Source organism: Planctobacterium sp. R6 (assembly GCF_055755215.1).
Genome location: NZ_JBVTQY010000015.1, coordinates 1 through 15,198 on the forward strand (window position 1 = coordinate 1; position 15,198 = coordinate 15,198).

The 15,198-nt window shown below is 46.2% G+C and carries 15 protein-coding genes; 6 read left to right on the forward strand and 9 right to left on the reverse strand.

Features of this window, described 5'->3' with window-relative positions; translation table 11 throughout:
* Positions 1-29: 29 nt before the first annotated feature.
* The 4 genes from AC0J20_RS11315 to AC0J20_RS11330 all read right to left on the reverse strand — a co-directional run bounded on the left by AC0J20_RS11315 (position 30) and on the right by AC0J20_RS11330 (position 3,350).
* Complete coding sequence (locus AC0J20_RS11315; protein ID WP_473021727.1) at positions 30-1,598, reverse strand: response regulator; 1,569 nt, start codon at positions 1,596-1,598, stop codon at positions 30-32.
* 225 nt (positions 1,599-1,823) lie between these two features.
* A complete protein-coding gene (locus tag AC0J20_RS11320; protein WP_229529117.1) occupies positions 1,824-2,036 on the reverse strand; it encodes a hypothetical protein in 213 nt (70 codons plus the stop codon).
* A gap of 321 nt (positions 2,037-2,357) precedes the next feature.
* Positions 2,358-2,963 carry a TetR/AcrR family transcriptional regulator gene (locus tag AC0J20_RS11325; RefSeq protein WP_473021728.1) on the reverse strand — a complete coding sequence of 202 codons (606 nt, stop codon included), beginning with the start codon at positions 2,961-2,963 and terminating at the stop codon, positions 2,358-2,360.
* Between the two features lie 117 nt (positions 2,964-3,080).
* Positions 3,081-3,350, reverse strand: coding sequence for a hypothetical protein (locus tag AC0J20_RS11330; protein ID WP_229529115.1), 270 nt, complete (start codon positions 3,348-3,350; stop codon positions 3,081-3,083).
* A gap of 125 nt (positions 3,351-3,475) precedes the next feature.
* Here AC0J20_RS11330 and AC0J20_RS11335 point away from each other — a divergent pair, with 125 nt between their 5' ends.
* The 3 genes from AC0J20_RS11335 to AC0J20_RS11345 all read left to right on the forward strand — a co-directional run bounded on the left by AC0J20_RS11335 (position 3,476) and on the right by AC0J20_RS11345 (position 7,208).
* Positions 3,476-4,375, forward strand: a complete 900-nt coding sequence (locus AC0J20_RS11335) for a histone deacetylase family protein (RefSeq protein ID WP_473021729.1) — start codon at positions 3,476-3,478, stop codon at positions 4,373-4,375.
* Positions 4,376-4,460: 85 nt separating this feature from the next.
* Positions 4,461-5,354, forward strand: coding sequence for a WYL domain-containing protein (locus AC0J20_RS11340; RefSeq protein ID WP_473021730.1), 894 nt, complete (start codon positions 4,461-4,463; stop codon positions 5,352-5,354).
* 99 nt (positions 5,355-5,453) lie between these two features.
* Positions 5,454-7,208: a monovalent cation:proton antiporter-2 (CPA2) family protein gene (locus tag AC0J20_RS11345; RefSeq protein WP_229529112.1), complete on the forward strand. Its 1,755-nt coding sequence runs from the start codon at positions 5,454-5,456 to the stop codon at positions 7,206-7,208.
* Between the two features lie 82 nt (positions 7,209-7,290).
* Here the strand turns inward: AC0J20_RS11345 and AC0J20_RS11350 are convergent, their stop codons facing one another.
* The 4 genes from AC0J20_RS11350 to AC0J20_RS11365 form a co-directional block, all read right to left on the reverse strand.
* Complete coding sequence (locus AC0J20_RS11350) at positions 7,291-9,339, reverse strand: TonB-dependent receptor (RefSeq protein ID WP_473021732.1); 2,049 nt, start codon at positions 9,337-9,339, stop codon at positions 7,291-7,293.
* Positions 9,340-9,394: 55 nt separating this feature from the next.
* Positions 9,395-10,957 carry a PepSY-associated TM helix domain-containing protein gene (locus tag AC0J20_RS11355; RefSeq protein ID WP_473021733.1) on the reverse strand — a complete coding sequence of 521 codons (1,563 nt, stop codon included), beginning with the start codon at positions 10,955-10,957 and terminating at the stop codon, positions 9,395-9,397.
* A 3-nt stretch (positions 10,958-10,960) separates the two neighbouring features.
* Entirely contained in the window at positions 10,961-11,311 is a 351-nt protein-coding gene (locus tag AC0J20_RS11360; RefSeq protein WP_473021734.1) for a hypothetical protein, read from the reverse strand.
* Positions 11,312-11,805: 494 nt separating this feature from the next.
* Positions 11,806-12,858: an energy transducer TonB gene (locus AC0J20_RS11365; RefSeq protein ID WP_473021735.1), complete on the reverse strand. Its 1,053-nt coding sequence runs from the start codon at positions 12,856-12,858 to the stop codon at positions 11,806-11,808.
* Between the two features lie 129 nt (positions 12,859-12,987).
* Between AC0J20_RS11365 and AC0J20_RS11370 the strand changes: the two genes are divergently transcribed.
* The gene (locus AC0J20_RS11370; protein WP_473021736.1) at positions 12,988-13,572 is read left to right on the forward strand and encodes an acyl carrier protein phosphodiesterase; all 585 of its coding nucleotides are present in this window, start codon (positions 12,988-12,990) and stop codon (positions 13,570-13,572) included.
* Here AC0J20_RS11370 and AC0J20_RS11375 read toward each other — a convergent pair.
* On the reverse strand, positions 13,535-14,128 hold the full coding sequence (locus tag AC0J20_RS11375; protein ID WP_229529105.1) for a thymidine kinase: 594 nt from the start codon (positions 14,126-14,128) through the stop codon (positions 13,535-13,537). The two genes, AC0J20_RS11370 and AC0J20_RS11375, sit on opposite strands and share 38 nt — an antisense overlap.
* A 156-nt stretch (positions 14,129-14,284) precedes the next feature.
* Here AC0J20_RS11375 and AC0J20_RS11380 point away from each other — a divergent pair, with 156 nt between their 5' ends.
* The gene (locus AC0J20_RS11380; RefSeq protein ID WP_473021737.1) at positions 14,285-14,914 is read left to right on the forward strand and encodes a hypothetical protein; all 630 of its coding nucleotides are present in this window, start codon (positions 14,285-14,287) and stop codon (positions 14,912-14,914) included.
* A 20-nt stretch (positions 14,915-14,934) separates the two neighbouring features.
* Positions 14,935-15,192 (forward strand): DUF3081 domain-containing protein, encoded by a 258-nt coding sequence (locus AC0J20_RS11385; RefSeq protein WP_229529103.1) that lies wholly within the window; start codon positions 14,935-14,937, stop codon positions 15,190-15,192.
* The last annotated feature ends 6 nt before the right edge of the window (positions 15,193-15,198 follow it).

Sequence of the window (15,198 nt, forward strand, 5' to 3'; positions counted from 1 at the left end):
TTCACTCAAACCTGTCATCCACCCCCTGTCTAACAATACGAAAAACTGAGGCGACAACTATCCTGACACAGGGGGTTACTGAGGGCCTGTGGTGATTTAAAACTCCAGTACTGTTTCAAACCCAACTCCTTCATTAAGTCCAGTATTTGCAGCTTAACGTTATCGTCGGGAGAAAAATCCTGAAGACATTTGTAATATTTGCGCAGTGCCCGATATACCCGGCCTGATTGTCTGTGCAGGTCTGCCAGTAACAGATAGCGGGCTTTCTGTTCCGTTTTGGTCAGTGTGCGGGTCATCACTTCAGTATGGGTGATTTCAAAACTAATCAACTCAGGACTGATTTCCAATCTGGCGGCATTGCGTTCCAACATCTTGTGTACTTCGATGGCCTGAGCTTCGAGGTTGTACTTGTGGGCAACATATAACAGGATATTCAACTGCTTGACATCCAACTGGTGTCGCAAATCATAAAGTTTCTCGAAATTGCTCAGCAAGGTTTTACCCTGCAGGGCGGCAAGCCCCAGCAAAATAAAAGGTTTGTACATATTGTATTTGAATGATCCCTTAGACCAGGTGTTGTTGCGAATGATTTCAACCATGTCGTTGTGAACTTTTTGGGCAGAGTTGCCGTCCAGGTTACCACTGAGGGAGGCGAGGGAATAACAAAGCAACCGTACCAATGAGATATTGTTTTTCAGGTCAAACTCATCGGTTTTTATAGCCTCTTTATGATTCAGATAATCCAGTGCTTTTTTCAACCCCTGTACTTTTTGTAGTAATAAGGCGTGAGTTTCTATTTCATTGGATTGAAGCTGACTCTCTTCCAGTTTTTCAAAGCAACGCAGGGCCAGTTCTGGTTCGTTTTCATGAAGTTTTTGCAAGGTTTGATAATAAATACAGCCTTTGCGCAGAATTTCGCAGCCATTGGCATTGTCTAGGGTCGATAAAAAGCGCTCCCTTTGCCCGGTTGAAAAGCTGATGAATAACTGTTCGCGAACTTTATCTGAACTTAAGGCGATTTTTTCTGAAATATTCCATGCTAAATCAGGTCGACGCCCTTGCAGCAACAGCTTAATCTTTAATTCCAATAATTCATCTTTATGAGTTTCATCAAATTTACTTGGGTCAATATTAATGATGCTTTTAATTAAAACACTGGGGGAAATTTGATTGAGGTTTTTTAATATGTTTTGGAAAACTTGCAGAGATTCAATGGTGGCGTTAACCGAATTTTCCACCATCTTGTAATTTAGCGGGAATTCTAATATTTCTGTGCGTAAATGCCTGAAGATGGGGCTGGCGCCGATCTTTTCAGCGCTGTCCGTGATAATCACAAACTTGCACCACTTAGGCACCAGGTTGGAGCGAGTCAGGTGCCTGACCAGGTTCGCACCGGTGAGGCTAAACCCTAAGTCTTCCCGGATGAATATCAGGTCGTATTTAAAAGACTGTTCGCGACCGACTAAGTCCCTGCCATCCTTCATTAAAGTAACGGCTGATTGGCCTAAAGTGGCAAGCATATTTTTAAGCTCACTGCGGGCGGCCATATTTTGATTGACGATCAAAATCTTCAGTTGTTTCGTTACTTTTTGATTCATACCGCGCCTCCAAAAATCCTTTTTGAGTGTTGGTTACTGCTTCAATAAATTAAGGCTCTACTATTGAATCTAGCGGTATCTAAAAATTTAGATGTATGATATTTCTGAAAATATTGTAAGAGATATCTTACAAACATAGGTGAGGAGAAATTAACTTCGCGGCTCGGGGAAAATTAAAGGCCAATAGTAAATGTGTAAACCAGTGCATGTCAATATGAAGGGGGATTAGGCGTTTTCTTGATCTTCGATGAGTAATTCTTCCAGCTCATTAATCAGCAAAATGAGTTTTTCGTGTAATTCGCATATTTCTTTATTCTGAGCTTCTGTTTGTACCGTATCAATTTCGGACACGCCGGATAAGAAAGACTGAGCTCCCCGAAACGTCGGGGGCTCACTTTTTCCCTGGACCTGAAAAACTTGCGGTTTTTGTGTGCTCATCGGTTTTACTGGTATCAGGCCCGGTTCTAAATAAAGAACAGGGAGGCTTATTGTTATTATTTTTGCGAAGCTGACCCCGACTTCGTGCCCCCCACAATTCGAAAAACGAATTATGCCAACTATAAAGGAAGTATCGTGCCAACTTTGAAAAATAAAAAATATCTTTGTATTTCAGTTGTTTATGATTTTATTGTAAAGGCTTTAGCAGGTTTTTGTAATCTGCTGTGAATGATTTTAGTGCGCGTTGCACGTTAACGGTGCTTTTTTGATATGGGCTTGTTTGTCAGCAGTCTGTCGAAAACAAAATTCACCTAACCGGGATCAACTGTTCTGGTGACGTTTCCAGCCCTGAATGGTATCTAAAATGGTGGCCACCATACCTTTGGCTGCGCAGGGATTTTGATCAATACGAATTGTGGCAATCGCGCCCCATAAACACCCGCATAAATATTCTGTCTTGCGTGTTAGCTCGGCCTCACTGGCATCGATTAACTGTTGGTTTCGCGCGTTTTCCAGAGCCTGGTAAAAGGAGGTGTAAACTTGCTGTTTAAAGCGCAGTAACTTTTCTTTTACTGCCGGGCTGGATTTGTTCAAATCCAATAGCGCGTTTACCATCAGGCAACCACAATGATTGGGTTCTTCTGTGTCCTTTTCACTGCTGATTTTTTCAAAAAGCAGTTTGATGCCTTCCAGGCCGGCTTCAGGGACTTCAATCTGAAATAGGTTTTTACCCTGTTCGTGATACATATCTAACGCGGCCAGAAACATGCCCTCTTTGTCACCAAAGGCATTGTAGATGCTGATGCGTTTTAGTCCGGTTGCTGTTTCGAGATCGCACATAGAGGTGGCGTCATAGCCATGCTGCCAAAAGGCATTCATCGCAGCATTAATGACTTTTTCTTCGCAAAAAGTACGTGGTCTCGCCAAAATATAGCTCCCGTCTCAGCCGTTGTCGTTCAAACCCGGAATTCTAACCAGATTAGCGACAAAAAAACAGCAATGTGATTGGCTTTCAGGCTTTCTGATACATCAATTCACAATAACTCAGTGTCTGGATTTGCTGTGCAATGCCCGAAACTCATTGAGTAAGTTTTCAATTTCCTGTTCATTACCCACAAATCTTTCTTCTTCATAGTGGCCTAACTTTTCAGCCAGGGTTACCAAATCGTGTTCCAGTTCGTCTTCCAGGACACTGAGTTTGCGCAGTAAAGTTTGCCATTGTTGCTGGGCCTCCATTTCCAGCATATTGATTCTCAAGCTTAATTCCTGCTTGATATGCAGTAATTCTTTTATTACAGATTCAAGTCTGGACATTTCAATTCCTCCATAAAATGAGTCAGTATCTCTGCCTGCTAAGAATAGTTGTACAGTTTAAAGATAAACAACTTCTGGTAAGATGTTGCTGTCCGCATTGATAATTATGGCGCACCTGATAGAGCATGCCTCAACTGATTTTTCATCCAATTTACAGCCAGTTAAGTTTACCCGTCAAGCATCGATTTCCGATACAAAAATACCAGGGGATTTACGATGTGTTACGCACTGAAGGTGTCGTCGAAACTGACTTTTTAGCCCCTGTGGCTGTGCCTCCGGAAGACCTGATGCGGGTCTTTTCACCCGCCTATCTGAAGCATTTTTTGCACGGGACTATGGACAACAAAGCCATGCGCAGGATTGGATTCCCCTGGTCAGAGCAACTGGTTAAAAGGACGTTGACGGCGGTTGGTGGCACTTTGTTAACAGCGAAGCAGGCACTGGATAAAGGCTGGGCTATCAACCTGACCGGGGGATATCATCACGCTTTTGCGAATTTTGGTTCGGGGTTTTGTATCATCAATGACCTGTATCTCGCGGCATTGCAGATGCGTCAAAGCGCGGATATTGATCGGGTACTGATATTTGATTGCGATGTCCATCAGGGAGATGGAACGGCCAAGCTGGCAGCAAATCATCCCTATATAAAAACCGTCTCCTTACATGCTGAGAAAAACTTTCCTTATCGCAAACAACGATCAGATTTGGACTTTCCATTGCCGGCCAAAATGGATGATTCAGCTTACCTGGAAGTAGTGGATGAGGCACTGCATATTGCGCTTGCGCAATTTAACCCGGATGCAATTATCTATGATGCCGGAGTGGACATTCATATCGATGACGACCTGGGGCATCTGTGCGTTACCACCGAAGGGATTTATGCCCGGGATTGTCTGGTGCGCGCCTACAGTGAAAAAGCCGGTATTCCCATCGCAGCTGTAATCGGTGGGGGGTATCAGCGTGATATCAGCAAACTGGTGGAGGTACACAAGCAGTTGTTTCGGGCCTTTAACGTTGTGTCATAGCCAGACAAAAAAAGGAGCGATAAATATGATGACATCAAAATGATTGGATGTTATTGTGTTTTGACGGTGGAAAACGGGAATGATTATGACAACAGAACAAATCTGGCTGGAAGAACTGAATCATGGTGCTAAAGAACGGCTGGCTTTTATCGATTTTAGTTTGCAGTATTTTGGGCATATTTCGCGGGCGGAATTAACCGAGCGTTTCAAAACGGGACTGGCTGCCAGTACCCGCGACTTTGCAGCATACAAAGAACTGGCTCCTGATAATCTGGCGCTAAATCACAAGGATAAACGCTATTATCGCTGTGATCAGTTTAATGCGGTTTTTCATCATGATCCCGAAGCCGTTCTCCACCAATTGTGCCAGGGCTTTGGCAATGGCATTTCAACCTTAGTGGAATCCAGTGAGGTGTGTCTGGATGCGGTGCGCCTGATACACCCCGACGCTAATATAATTGCAGCACTCATGCGGGCGATCACCAATCAGCAAGCCATTCGCTGTGGTTACGTATCTATAACTTCCGGTGAGACTGAACGGGAACTGGTACCGCATGCGATAGTTAACAACGGGCATCGCTGGCACGTCAGGGCATTTGACCGCACCCATCAGCAATTTAGAGATTTTGTCTGTACGCGGTTTACTTTCGTCTCGGACCTGGAAGAAGTCAGTGCGCCCTACGAGCAAAAAAACGAAGATAAGCAGTGGAATCAGTTGGTCGAGTTGCATCTTATCCCGCATCCCGAAATGGCTCAGACAAGGGCGGTGGAAATGGATTATGGCATGGAAAATAGCGCGTTGATGCTGACGGTCAGAGCAGCGCTTGCCAGTTATGTGTTGCGTCAGTGGCAGGTCGATTGTTCCGCCGATCACCGCATAAAAGGGCAGGGGTGTCAGTTGGCTCTGGCCAATCATACGCAGCTACAAGGTGTCGAAAACATGCACCTGGCCCCCGGCTTTGGTATCGGTGCTGAGTAAACAAGCAAAGTGAACCAGTCAATTGATAAATAAGATTGGTTCGTTATAAACAGGCTTTGTTATTCTATTTAATCATCTCTTAACGGAAAACTATTAACTATGGCAACTATGACAACTGGACTTGTATTTCTCGCCGCCGCCGTGGTGGCTGTCCCGGTGTTTAAACGACTCAAACTGGGCGCGATTTTAGGTTACCTGGTGGCGGGACTGGTGATTGGTCCGTCGGTTCTCAATCTGGTGTCTGATCCCGATACCATATTGCACTTTGCCGAACTGGGTGTGGTGTTGTTGTTATTTGTCATCGGTTTGGAATTAGAGCCGCAAAAGCTTTGGCGCATGCGCAATCAAATTTTGCTGACCGGTGGCGGGCAGTTGCTCATTACTTCGGCGGTGATCTTAGGGTTAATGCTGTTGTTTGGCTTCTCGCTCAACATCGCTATCGTGGTTGGTTTGGCAGTGGCCTTGTCTTCTACGGCATTTGCAATTCAGTTGATGAGCGAACACCGTATTTTAAAGACGCCACCCGGGCAGAAGGGCTTTTCGATTCTGCTTATGCAGGACCTGGCGGTGATCCCCATATTGTTATTAGTAGGGGCTTTATCTGAAACCTCAGGTACTGCCGCACCAGCCTGGTGGGTCAGTGTCCTGGCGATTCTTGTTGTTCTGGTGGCTGGCCGCTATTTTATTAATCCCTTTTTAAGGTTGTTGTCTCGCTATGGCAGTGAAGAGGTGATGACCGCAGCGGCATTACTGATTGTTATGGCCACAGCAATGGGCATGCAGGCATCCGGGTTATCAATGGGCATGGGGGCTTTTGTGGCTGGAATGCTGCTGGCTAACTCAAGCTTTAAACATCAACTGGAAACTGAAATTGAGCCTTTTAAGGGGCTATTGCTGGGCTTGTTTTTTATCGCAATCGGCATGAATCTGGACCTGAGTTTATTAGTTTCTCAGCCGTTGGTGATACTGGGCGGCGCAGTGGCATTAGTGGTGATTAAAGCCGCCGTTATCTTTGCTATCCTCAAGGCGTCCAGCGAGTCGTCTACTGATGCGATGCGCATTGCATTAATGTTGTCACAGGGCGGTGAATTTGCCTTTGTGGTCATGGCTCAGGCGTCGGCAAACAATTTGTTGCCTGGTATCGTGGCTGATCAGGTAACGTTAGTGGTGGGCATATCAATGGCCATGACGGCACCTCTGGTGATCTTGCACAGTCTTTGGTTTAACAGTAAAAATTGCCCCAATGTCTATGAATCGGATGTACAGGATGATCACCCCCAGGTGTTAATCGCCGGTTTCGGACGTTTTGGTCAAATCACGGCCCGTATGTTGGCTGCTCACAATATTCCTTTTACTGCCCTGGATACTGACGCGGAGCACATCGAATTTGTCAAAAAATATGGCAACAAGGTGTATTTTGGTGATGCGTCGCGTTTGGATATCCTGAAAAGAGCGGGGATAGAACAAGTTAAAGTTTTGTTGATCGCCGTAGACAATGAAGAAAAAGCCTTGCAGATAGCGCAACTGGTCAGGGAAGAGTACCCAGATATAAAAGTGGTGGCGCGACTCCGAAACCGTATGAACGCCGCCAAATTTGATGCCCTGGGGATCACTCATTTAGTACGCGAAGTGTTTGAAGGAAGTATTGATGCGGCCACCCGGGTACTGCAGGAATATGGGTTTAGTACTGCTCAGGCGAACTATTATGCGCAGGTGTTCAAACACCATGACGAAGAAATTCTGAAACGCAGTATACAGAATCCGTTAGATGCCCAGGAGGCGGTACAACGGACTCTGCAAAATCGCAAGAACCTCGAATCGCTGTTCAATCAGGATAAAGCCGATATTCTCTAAGCTGAACTTGTGATTTGCAAACATAGCAACGGCCACGGTACTGTGCATGGGCAACACCGTGGCCGGGAACGAAGCGCAGGGATCAGAACGTATAGGTTACCGAAACCCCGAGATTGCGTGGGTCGACAATGGACACGTAACCTGCCGGATATCTGCCACTTACTGGCTCCTGGGATAACAGGGCTTCTTCATCCAGGGCATTATTGATGAAGGCAGAGAATAACCATTGCCCCATTTCATAATTACTTTGTAGTCTGACCAGGGTGTAATCACCGGCAACCCGCTCCGGGGTATTGTTGAAATCACCGTAGTATTCGTCCACATAATTTACAGAAACTCCGACATTCAGGGTATTACTGAGCCAGTATTTGGCACCGAGTTTAGCGGTGATGTCCGGTGCTGAATTAAGTTCATTGCCTTCGACTTCCGGATAGTTTTCGCCGGCATCTTTGATGTCTGTTTTGAGCAGACCCAGGCCAGCATTCAGATCCAGGTTGTCGTTAATTTTGGCGCTAACTTCCAGTTCCATTCCGTAGGTGACCACACTGTTCAGATTGGTGATAAAGCGACTGGAGCTCAGCGCCTGATAGCCCTGATAATCGTTGTAAAACAGATTGGCACTTAAGAATACGTCACCGTCCAGAAAGCTGCTACGGCTACTGAGTTCAAAGGTGTCCACTTTTTCCTCGTCGAAATAGTAGTATTCTTGTTCCGTAAAATTCAATGCACCACCGGCCGCGTTGTAGCCTTTTCGCGCACTCAATGCGAGTGTCGTGTGCTGGGTCCAGTCATATTGTAGTACCAATTTGGGCAGGAAGATATTGGTATCTTTGTCGAGTACTGAATCAATCGGGCCATAGACAAAATTCCTAAGCTGCGATTCGCGTTCCAGTCGGGCACCTGCAATCAGGCTCAGCTTCTCAGTAACATCCACACTCACTTCTGTGTAGAGGGCCACTGACTCACTGTTATCATCGCCATAATAGGGGTAGGCACCGGTGCTGATAACGTCATGCTCTCGTTCAAAATAGGCTAAGCCGACAAAGCCTTTAACGCTGTCCTGGCTTTGTCCAAAACTGAGTCTGGCGTCCAGCGTTGTGTTGTTTTCATCAAAAATCAGTTGCTGCTCAGCTTCTGGCGTCGCTTCATAGCTATCAAATCCCCATTGGTAATCCATGACGGCCAGTAGGATATCCAGTCGAAAATCCTGGTTAATTTGGTATCCGGTATTCAGGCTGGTGGTATGTACATCGGTTTCAATATCTCTGAAGAAAATCCGGTTTTTTTCATCCAGGTTTTCGGCTTCATAATAGATGCGTCCGGTATCACCTTGTTCGTTGCTGACCGAGTGGGATAGCAGCATTTTAAGTTCACTGCTGGGGGTCCATTGCAGTTTCGCCCGGATTCGATTGGTTTTAATTTCATCCAGATCATAATCTGGTGGGTTGCTGGCATAACCCTGGTCGTCAGTGATGGTGTCGGCAACCAGCCGCTGCGCACTGACGCGAAACGCCAGTTTATCTTCGATCAAGGGACCGGACAACGCAACGGAAGTATCGACGTAGCTGTCTTCATTGCGATATCCCAGACGCGCTGCGCCTTCCCAATTTTGTGAGGGGTCTTTGGTTTTAATAAAGACTGACCCTGCAATGCTGTTACGTCCATTGCTGGTGGACTGCGGACCGCGGTACACTTCTATCTGCTCCACATCCCATAAACCGGTATCACCGGTGAGATCTGCCACAAAAGGCTCTGCAACGCCGTCAATCAGTGTGGTAACCCGGCCCTTGGCGCCACCTGATATGGAGTTAAATCCCCCGGCTGCACCATTGCCGGACACACCGCGAATATCGGGTACTGAACCGGACAGTGCCACGACATTCGGGATTTCCGAAATAGCCTGACTTACCGATTTAAACTGCGTGCTGTTCAGGGCCTCTTCGGCAATGACTGAAATGGATGACGTGGTGTCTTTCAGTGTGCGTTCGATTTTTTCACCAATAACCACAATATTTTCCACCTGGGTATCGTCGTTTTCAGGCATATCTTCGGCAATTGCCACAGGACCGGTAAGGCTTGCAGTAATGGCCGCAAGCAGGGGAAGGCGGCGGAAATGATCTGGCGTAAGCATGAGTTGGTGTCTCCAATAATTAAGTGTGTTGCGGGAAATTAATGGACGTGAGTGGTCAGGACCACACGCTGTCCCTCGGGATCTGTTGTTGTCGCTTTTTAAGGTGGGCCTGGGTTGCCCACAAACTTGCCAGTAACGCGGCACAGACAAGGCAAACGCCTGCATTGACCCCGTTATTCGCATTCGTATCCCAATGTAAAAGTGTCGCAGCAATCAGTGCCAGTAGCAGGCTGCAAAGGGTGAGTAACAGAATTTTTGCGCTCTTTATCGGTTTACAGACAAGGGCAAACACTGTTGAACCAAGAAAGCCAACGTAGTAAGCGGTCATTTGCCAGAAAGCAATATCCCAGTCTGCGTGTGGTAAAAGCTTGGCAGTAAGCAGGGCAAGGCCAATACCGGCCAGCGTACCCAATGTCACTCCGACCGTTAGTCTGGCTAAAATCACCACTGAACGCCTTTGTTTTGGGGGTGTCTCACTGTTGTTTTGCTTTTTACGCCGGGCCTCAATCCAGATAATGTTTCCGGTAAGGAATAATAATGACCCTGACAGGCCCATAGCGAAATACAGCCAATGTACCAATCCGCCGCCAAATCCTCCGAAGTGTAAGGTAAAAAAGCCATTGACAATTTTGCCCATAACCCCTGAAACACTGGGTAACATAGCGGTATAACCTGATTCGGCGGTGTAGGGATTGCTCACCCAGAAGGCGTGTTCTGGCCCTCTGATCCATTGTCCGTCAAGGTTTCCACCTACCAGCACTCTGGCCCTTGGGGTTCCCAAACCGGCGTATCGTAATACTTCAGGTTCGAAATCCGCTTCCATCGTCTGAATGGTTTGTCGAAGTTCGTCTACCGGGACCAGGTTGTTAAATGCTAAATCCAGCTCTTTCGGTGCCGGACGACTAAACATAGGGGCATCTTTATAAACCCATTGCTGCATTGCGCCATACAGGACATCGTGATAGGCAAATACGATGGTGGTAACTGCAATAACGATGTGAAACGGTAAGGCGGTAATGCCCAAAATATTGTGGAAATCTACCCAGAATCGCTTACTGTTCTTCCCCTTTCTGACAGCAAACAGGTCTTTAAACCAGCCGGGCAAAAAGATGATCAAACCGGAAACTATGGCAACAAAATACAACATGGAGACAACGCCCATGACAAAAATACCTACCGCGTCATGATCATCACCGCCAGGGATCCCGGCGGTGCGGTGTAAGTGATCTAAAAAGTCGCCAATCGCGGAAATAGCCACTTTTTCACTGACCAACTTGTCGTCAGCGTCTAAAGTCGCTTGCCAATATTCAACGGCATGGGTCTGGGGATCTTCGATGAGCCAGGTTACCGGGGCCTGTTGCGGCATTGCACCAGGCAAGTAAACCGTCATTTCCGCTGCTGCCTCAGGGTGCTTTTCAAGTACTTGCTGAATGAGTTCATCATAGGCGGCATATTCAATCGTGGGTAAGCGGTTGTCAGCCTGCAACGCCCACTGATTGAGAGGCGTTTTAAACATGGTTAACGCACCCGCAACAAAGCAAATAAACAATAAAAGCCCGGAGAGAATGCCCGTCCAGATATGTACCTGTTGATAGTTCTTAAATATTTCCAGACGCATGTATCAACCTCCAATGTTTACCTGCGACAACAGGCCAAAGGCCAAAAGCGTAAACAGACTAAAACCTAAAAATAACCGCCATGGTTTATTGCTAATAAACACCAGACTGATCGGTGTTATCCATAAAGGAACAATCATCCACATGATAAATTGAGAACGCACATCGTTGGGAATGGAGGCCGGTGCCCACCAGCCCAGCAGGCTGCTGGTAAATACCGCAAAAGGGAATCCCAGCAATGACATACCGACAATTTTTAACGTCCACCGCGCTTTGTGTGTGTTGTAACTGTCACCCCGAATCAGCGAGGATTTATTACCAGACTTAATTTTCAGTGGCGTTTTAAAGCGGGTCAAAAACGGTATTGTTCCAAGAAACAACATCTCAGCAGTTAGCAGTGTGAAGCTTGATGAAAGCACTGACATGTCCAGGCGCAAAAGTAGCCAGGCAGGTATTAAAAGTAAAAGGCTGAGGAAAAGTGCCGGTAAAAAAGTGATATAGCGTTTTGAGAACCACTGTTGGTTCGGACAACCGGCGTAGAAAACTACAGCCGACAGCAGTGTGCAAAGGATTACAAGTCCATGTGAATAAATAATCATAATTGAAACTCAAAATGATCATGCCTGGCGCCGCCCGGTTGCGCGCCAAACTCATTGCGAAAACTTAGGGCAGCGAATATATATTAACTGGAGATAAAAATGCAAATGGTTCGTATTAGCAAAAGTAAATAAGATATGCCAATAGAGGGAGAGCTGACAGTGTCGGATACCGGAAGTGAGGCAAAAAAAGAGCGACTTATGCGTCGCTCTTAGTGGGGGCTGAGAAATCCTATTGCCAGGTAATTACCTGTTTATGATTCCGTCAGCAGGAATTGTGTTTTTGCGGGACCATCAATGTAGACAACACAAGTTCCCCAATCGGGTTCGAGCTTTATGCTTTGTTTTTGAACATTCGAGAAGGACTGCTGTTGGTGATCACAACGCAAATGCACAGATTCGAGTTTTTTGCCGTCGGTAACCAATTGTAAGTCTTGGCGCGACGTCGTGTGATGCCATAGTCCGCTTTCTGGCAGCATACCGATTAGCTCCAACGGTTGTTCACCTGCCAGAAAACTCTGAGCCTGCTGGTAGTAGGGTGCCAGACTTTTCAAACCATCGTGGTCGGCATCGATTGCTTCAAAATGTTCATAAACCTGTACTGCGCCCAACAGATTATTGTTCATGATATTGGCGCGAAATGCCTTTTTAAGTACTTCCACATAAACAGCCCGGGGAAGCACCTGGCTACCATTGTTCATGACATGAGAGAATTTTTTAGCTGCCTTAACTGAATCACCGGCTTTATCAAAATAATAACCTTCTAACACCCATAAATAACTGGCTTCGATCCATTTGCGCTTTTCCCGTTCCTGAAGCTCCTTGATTTTTTTGGCTGCTTCTTTCAGGTTACCGCGCTCGATCGCTGTCATGCCCTTTTGAAAGCGCGAAAGGAAACGTTTTTCGACTTCATTGCGTCCGCTGTCTTCATAGTAATTATTACTGGTGTCCAGGTGGAATTCTACCTGCACAGCGTTAAAGCTCTGTGCCACGGGGACGCCATCTTTTGACGCGGGTTGGTATTGCCATTTTGATACTGCATCCAGTGCAGCCTGTTCAAACAATTCATGCCCGGTGGATTCATGAACGAGTGGTTCGGTGACTATACCTTCGGCGTTAACCACGAAACTTACCTGGACCCATCCTTCGATGCTGTCTTTGCGGTATTCAAAAGGGTATACAGGAGAACTCTCTGACAGTAATTTAGCGTCAACCACCGATGCCTGTGACATCCCTGAAAAGAATATTGGTGCGGTTGCTAATAAAGTTAACCAATATTTTGAATTGCTTGTATTTCCACGTAACATATTTATATCCTTCTTGTGTCACCAGATTGTTGTGGTTGTAATTAGCCAGGTACAACAGGGGTTAGTTTGACAATTTTTGACCCGTTAAACTATAGCCTGGCCTATGGCTTTTGTAATTTTTTGTAACTTATGAACTATATTGCACATATCCACCTGGCTGCCTTCACCAACACGTCTTTAGTCGGAAATTTTATTGGTGATTTTGTGCGTGGTAGTCAGCTGGATTACCTGACGAAACCCTTGCGTGATGGCGTCAGATTACATCGTAAGATAGACAGTTTTACCGACAGTCATCCACAGATTTTGGCGTTGAAAGGGCTGTTTCCCAGAGCGTTAAGACGAACTTCCGGGATTTGTCTGGATATTTGGTTTGACCACCTGTTGCTGACACACAACCCGCAGTATCCGCCGGACTTACTACCCCATGTGTTCGATCAGTTTTACAACGAGTTACGCTCCGTGGACATGCCGGATGAGCGTTTTCGGCGGGTTAAATCCAGCCTCTTGGAGACCCGATGGTTACAACATTATCAGCAAGCAGAAACTTGTCTGAGGGCAATGCTTACAGTGCAAAAGCGGTTGCGCGACCGGCTGATTTTCGCACAGCAAAGCTATCACTTTTTAAGACAAAATCAGGCTGAACTGGAACAGGGATTTCACCAATTCTATCCCGACCTTATGCAGTTTTCTCAGGATGCCATACAAGCTCGCTAAAATGTCGACGACATAGCGACTCGTAACTGTCATTACCACCAACCTGTACCTGTTCACCTTGGGTAACAGGTTTACCATTTTCATCACGACGAATCACAAAATTAGCTTTCCTGCCACAGAAACAGACGGTTTTTAATTCTTCCAGCTTGTCAGCCCAGGCCAGCAAATAATGCGAGCCTTCGAACGTCTCCCCTAAAAAGTCTGTGCGCAAACCATAGGCTAATACCGGGATCCTCAGTTCGTCGACAATGCGGGTTAATGCCATAACCTGGGCTTTATTCAAAAATTGCGCTTCATCAAATAACAGGCAGTCGATTTTTTTCTCGTGATGCATCGGGGCGATGATCTGCCACAGATCTGAGTCGTAGTTAAAAAGGTGGGCGTTGGATTGCAGTCCGATACGGGAAGTGATTTTGCCAATGCCGTATCTGTCATCCAGGGCTGCGGTGAATATTTCAACATGCATACCACGTTCTTTGTAGTTGTATGCCGATTGCAAAAGTGTGGTGGATTTTCCCGCATTCATTGCAGAATAGTAGAAATATAGTTGCGCCATGTCGTGCTGTTAACTGTGTAAAAACTAAAGCTGGTTATTGTGCCCAGGTTTTCAGCAAATTCCCATTGAAACTATCTGCTAAATATAATGCCCCGTTCTCTGGACACTGGTGGGGTCTTGGCACTAACCTAGTGGAGATGATGGAGTTTTAAGACAATGAATATCTTGAAAAAATTAGCTCAGGCTACGTGCCTGATGGTGCTGGGTTCAACGCAATTGGTCGCGGCGCAGCTATTTGAAAAAAGCTATGTGTTACTTGCGCCTACCGTCAATGATGTGGATGTTGGTCAGGCCGGCAGTACCTCAGCCGGTGGTGTACTGGCCTTTGGTACTGAAATTCATCCTCAGTGGTATGCCGAATTGGGGTTTAGCTTAGCGGCCGCTGATTTCACTATGCCCGAAGCGCCGCAAAACAGCGAAGATAGTGTAATCGACCCGGGGGTGGACGCTTCCGGAATGTATTTTTCGGTGCTGGGCAAAGCGGCAGGCCAAAGCGGTGAACTCTTTTACAAATTAGGCGTGATGGCGTTGGGGTATGAAACCACTGAACGATTTTCCGGCGAGCCGCAATGTGACGCGGGCAATGCCAGTGTCTTCAATTTTGACAACGCAGAGTCCATAACCCAGTGCCATCTGGATGAAACCGCGATTGCCGGTTTAATTGGTATCGGTTTTGACTTTTATGTGGGCTACCGTTCTCAGGTGCGTTTGTATGTTGAGCATGTCCGGGGTGAAAATGATCTGCAGATCAATAGCGCACAATTGGGCTATCGTTATAATTTTTAGCCCCTGCGAAATGAGGTGATATGAAAAACGAGATAGACAGTAAACTGATTTTGGCCGTATTCGAAAAAATTCGTCTGCATGGTGAGCAAAGCGAAGAAGGGTATCTGCTTGATGGTGTCAGGGCCAACACGGATTTTGATGGTTACACCTTGTATTTAAGTGACGCTCTGGTTTCCCTGAGTTTTGGCTTTCATAACCAGTATCACTTTGATTATGAAAGCCCGGAGCATTTTGAGCAATTTTATAAAAAGCTGAGCAATATTAATCAACAATATTAACTTTCA

What these genes read in the sequence shown, in the direction of transcription:
- AC0J20_RS11315 (WP_473021727.1), bottom strand. Translation starts at nt 1,598, where the DNA reads ATGAATCAAAAAGTAACGAAACAACTGAAGATTTTGATCGTCAATCAA.
- AC0J20_RS11320 (WP_229529117.1), bottom strand. Translation starts at nt 2,036, where the DNA reads ATGAGCACACAAAAACCGCAAGTTTTTCAGGTCCAGGGAAAAAGTGAG.
- AC0J20_RS11330 (WP_229529115.1), bottom strand. Translation starts at nt 3,350, where the DNA reads ATGTCCAGACTTGAATCTGTAATAAAAGAATTACTGCATATCAAGCAG.
- AC0J20_RS11335 (WP_473021729.1), top strand. Translation starts at nt 3,476, where the DNA reads ATGCCTCAACTGATTTTTCATCCAATTTACAGCCAGTTAAGTTTACCC.
- AC0J20_RS11340 (WP_473021730.1), top strand. Translation starts at nt 4,461, where the DNA reads ATGACAACAGAACAAATCTGGCTGGAAGAACTGAATCATGGTGCTAAA.
- AC0J20_RS11345 (WP_229529112.1), top strand. Translation starts at nt 5,454, where the DNA reads ATGGCAACTATGACAACTGGACTTGTATTTCTCGCCGCCGCCGTGGTG.
- AC0J20_RS11350 (WP_473021732.1), bottom strand. Translation starts at nt 9,339, where the DNA reads ATGCTTACGCCAGATCATTTCCGCCGCCTTCCCCTGCTTGCGGCCATT.
- AC0J20_RS11355 (WP_473021733.1), bottom strand. Translation starts at nt 10,957, where the DNA reads ATGCGTCTGGAAATATTTAAGAACTATCAACAGGTACATATCTGGACG.
- AC0J20_RS11365 (WP_473021735.1), bottom strand. Translation starts at nt 12,858, where the DNA reads ATGTTACGTGGAAATACAAGCAATTCAAAATATTGGTTAACTTTATTA.
- AC0J20_RS11370 (WP_473021736.1), top strand. Translation starts at nt 12,988, where the DNA reads ATGAACTATATTGCACATATCCACCTGGCTGCCTTCACCAACACGTCT.
- AC0J20_RS11375 (WP_229529105.1), bottom strand. Translation starts at nt 14,128, where the DNA reads ATGGCGCAACTATATTTCTACTATTCTGCAATGAATGCGGGAAAATCC.
- AC0J20_RS11380 (WP_473021737.1), top strand. Translation starts at nt 14,285, where the DNA reads ATGAATATCTTGAAAAAATTAGCTCAGGCTACGTGCCTGATGGTGCTG.
- AC0J20_RS11385 (WP_229529103.1), top strand. Translation starts at nt 14,935, where the DNA reads ATGAAAAACGAGATAGACAGTAAACTGATTTTGGCCGTATTCGAAAAA.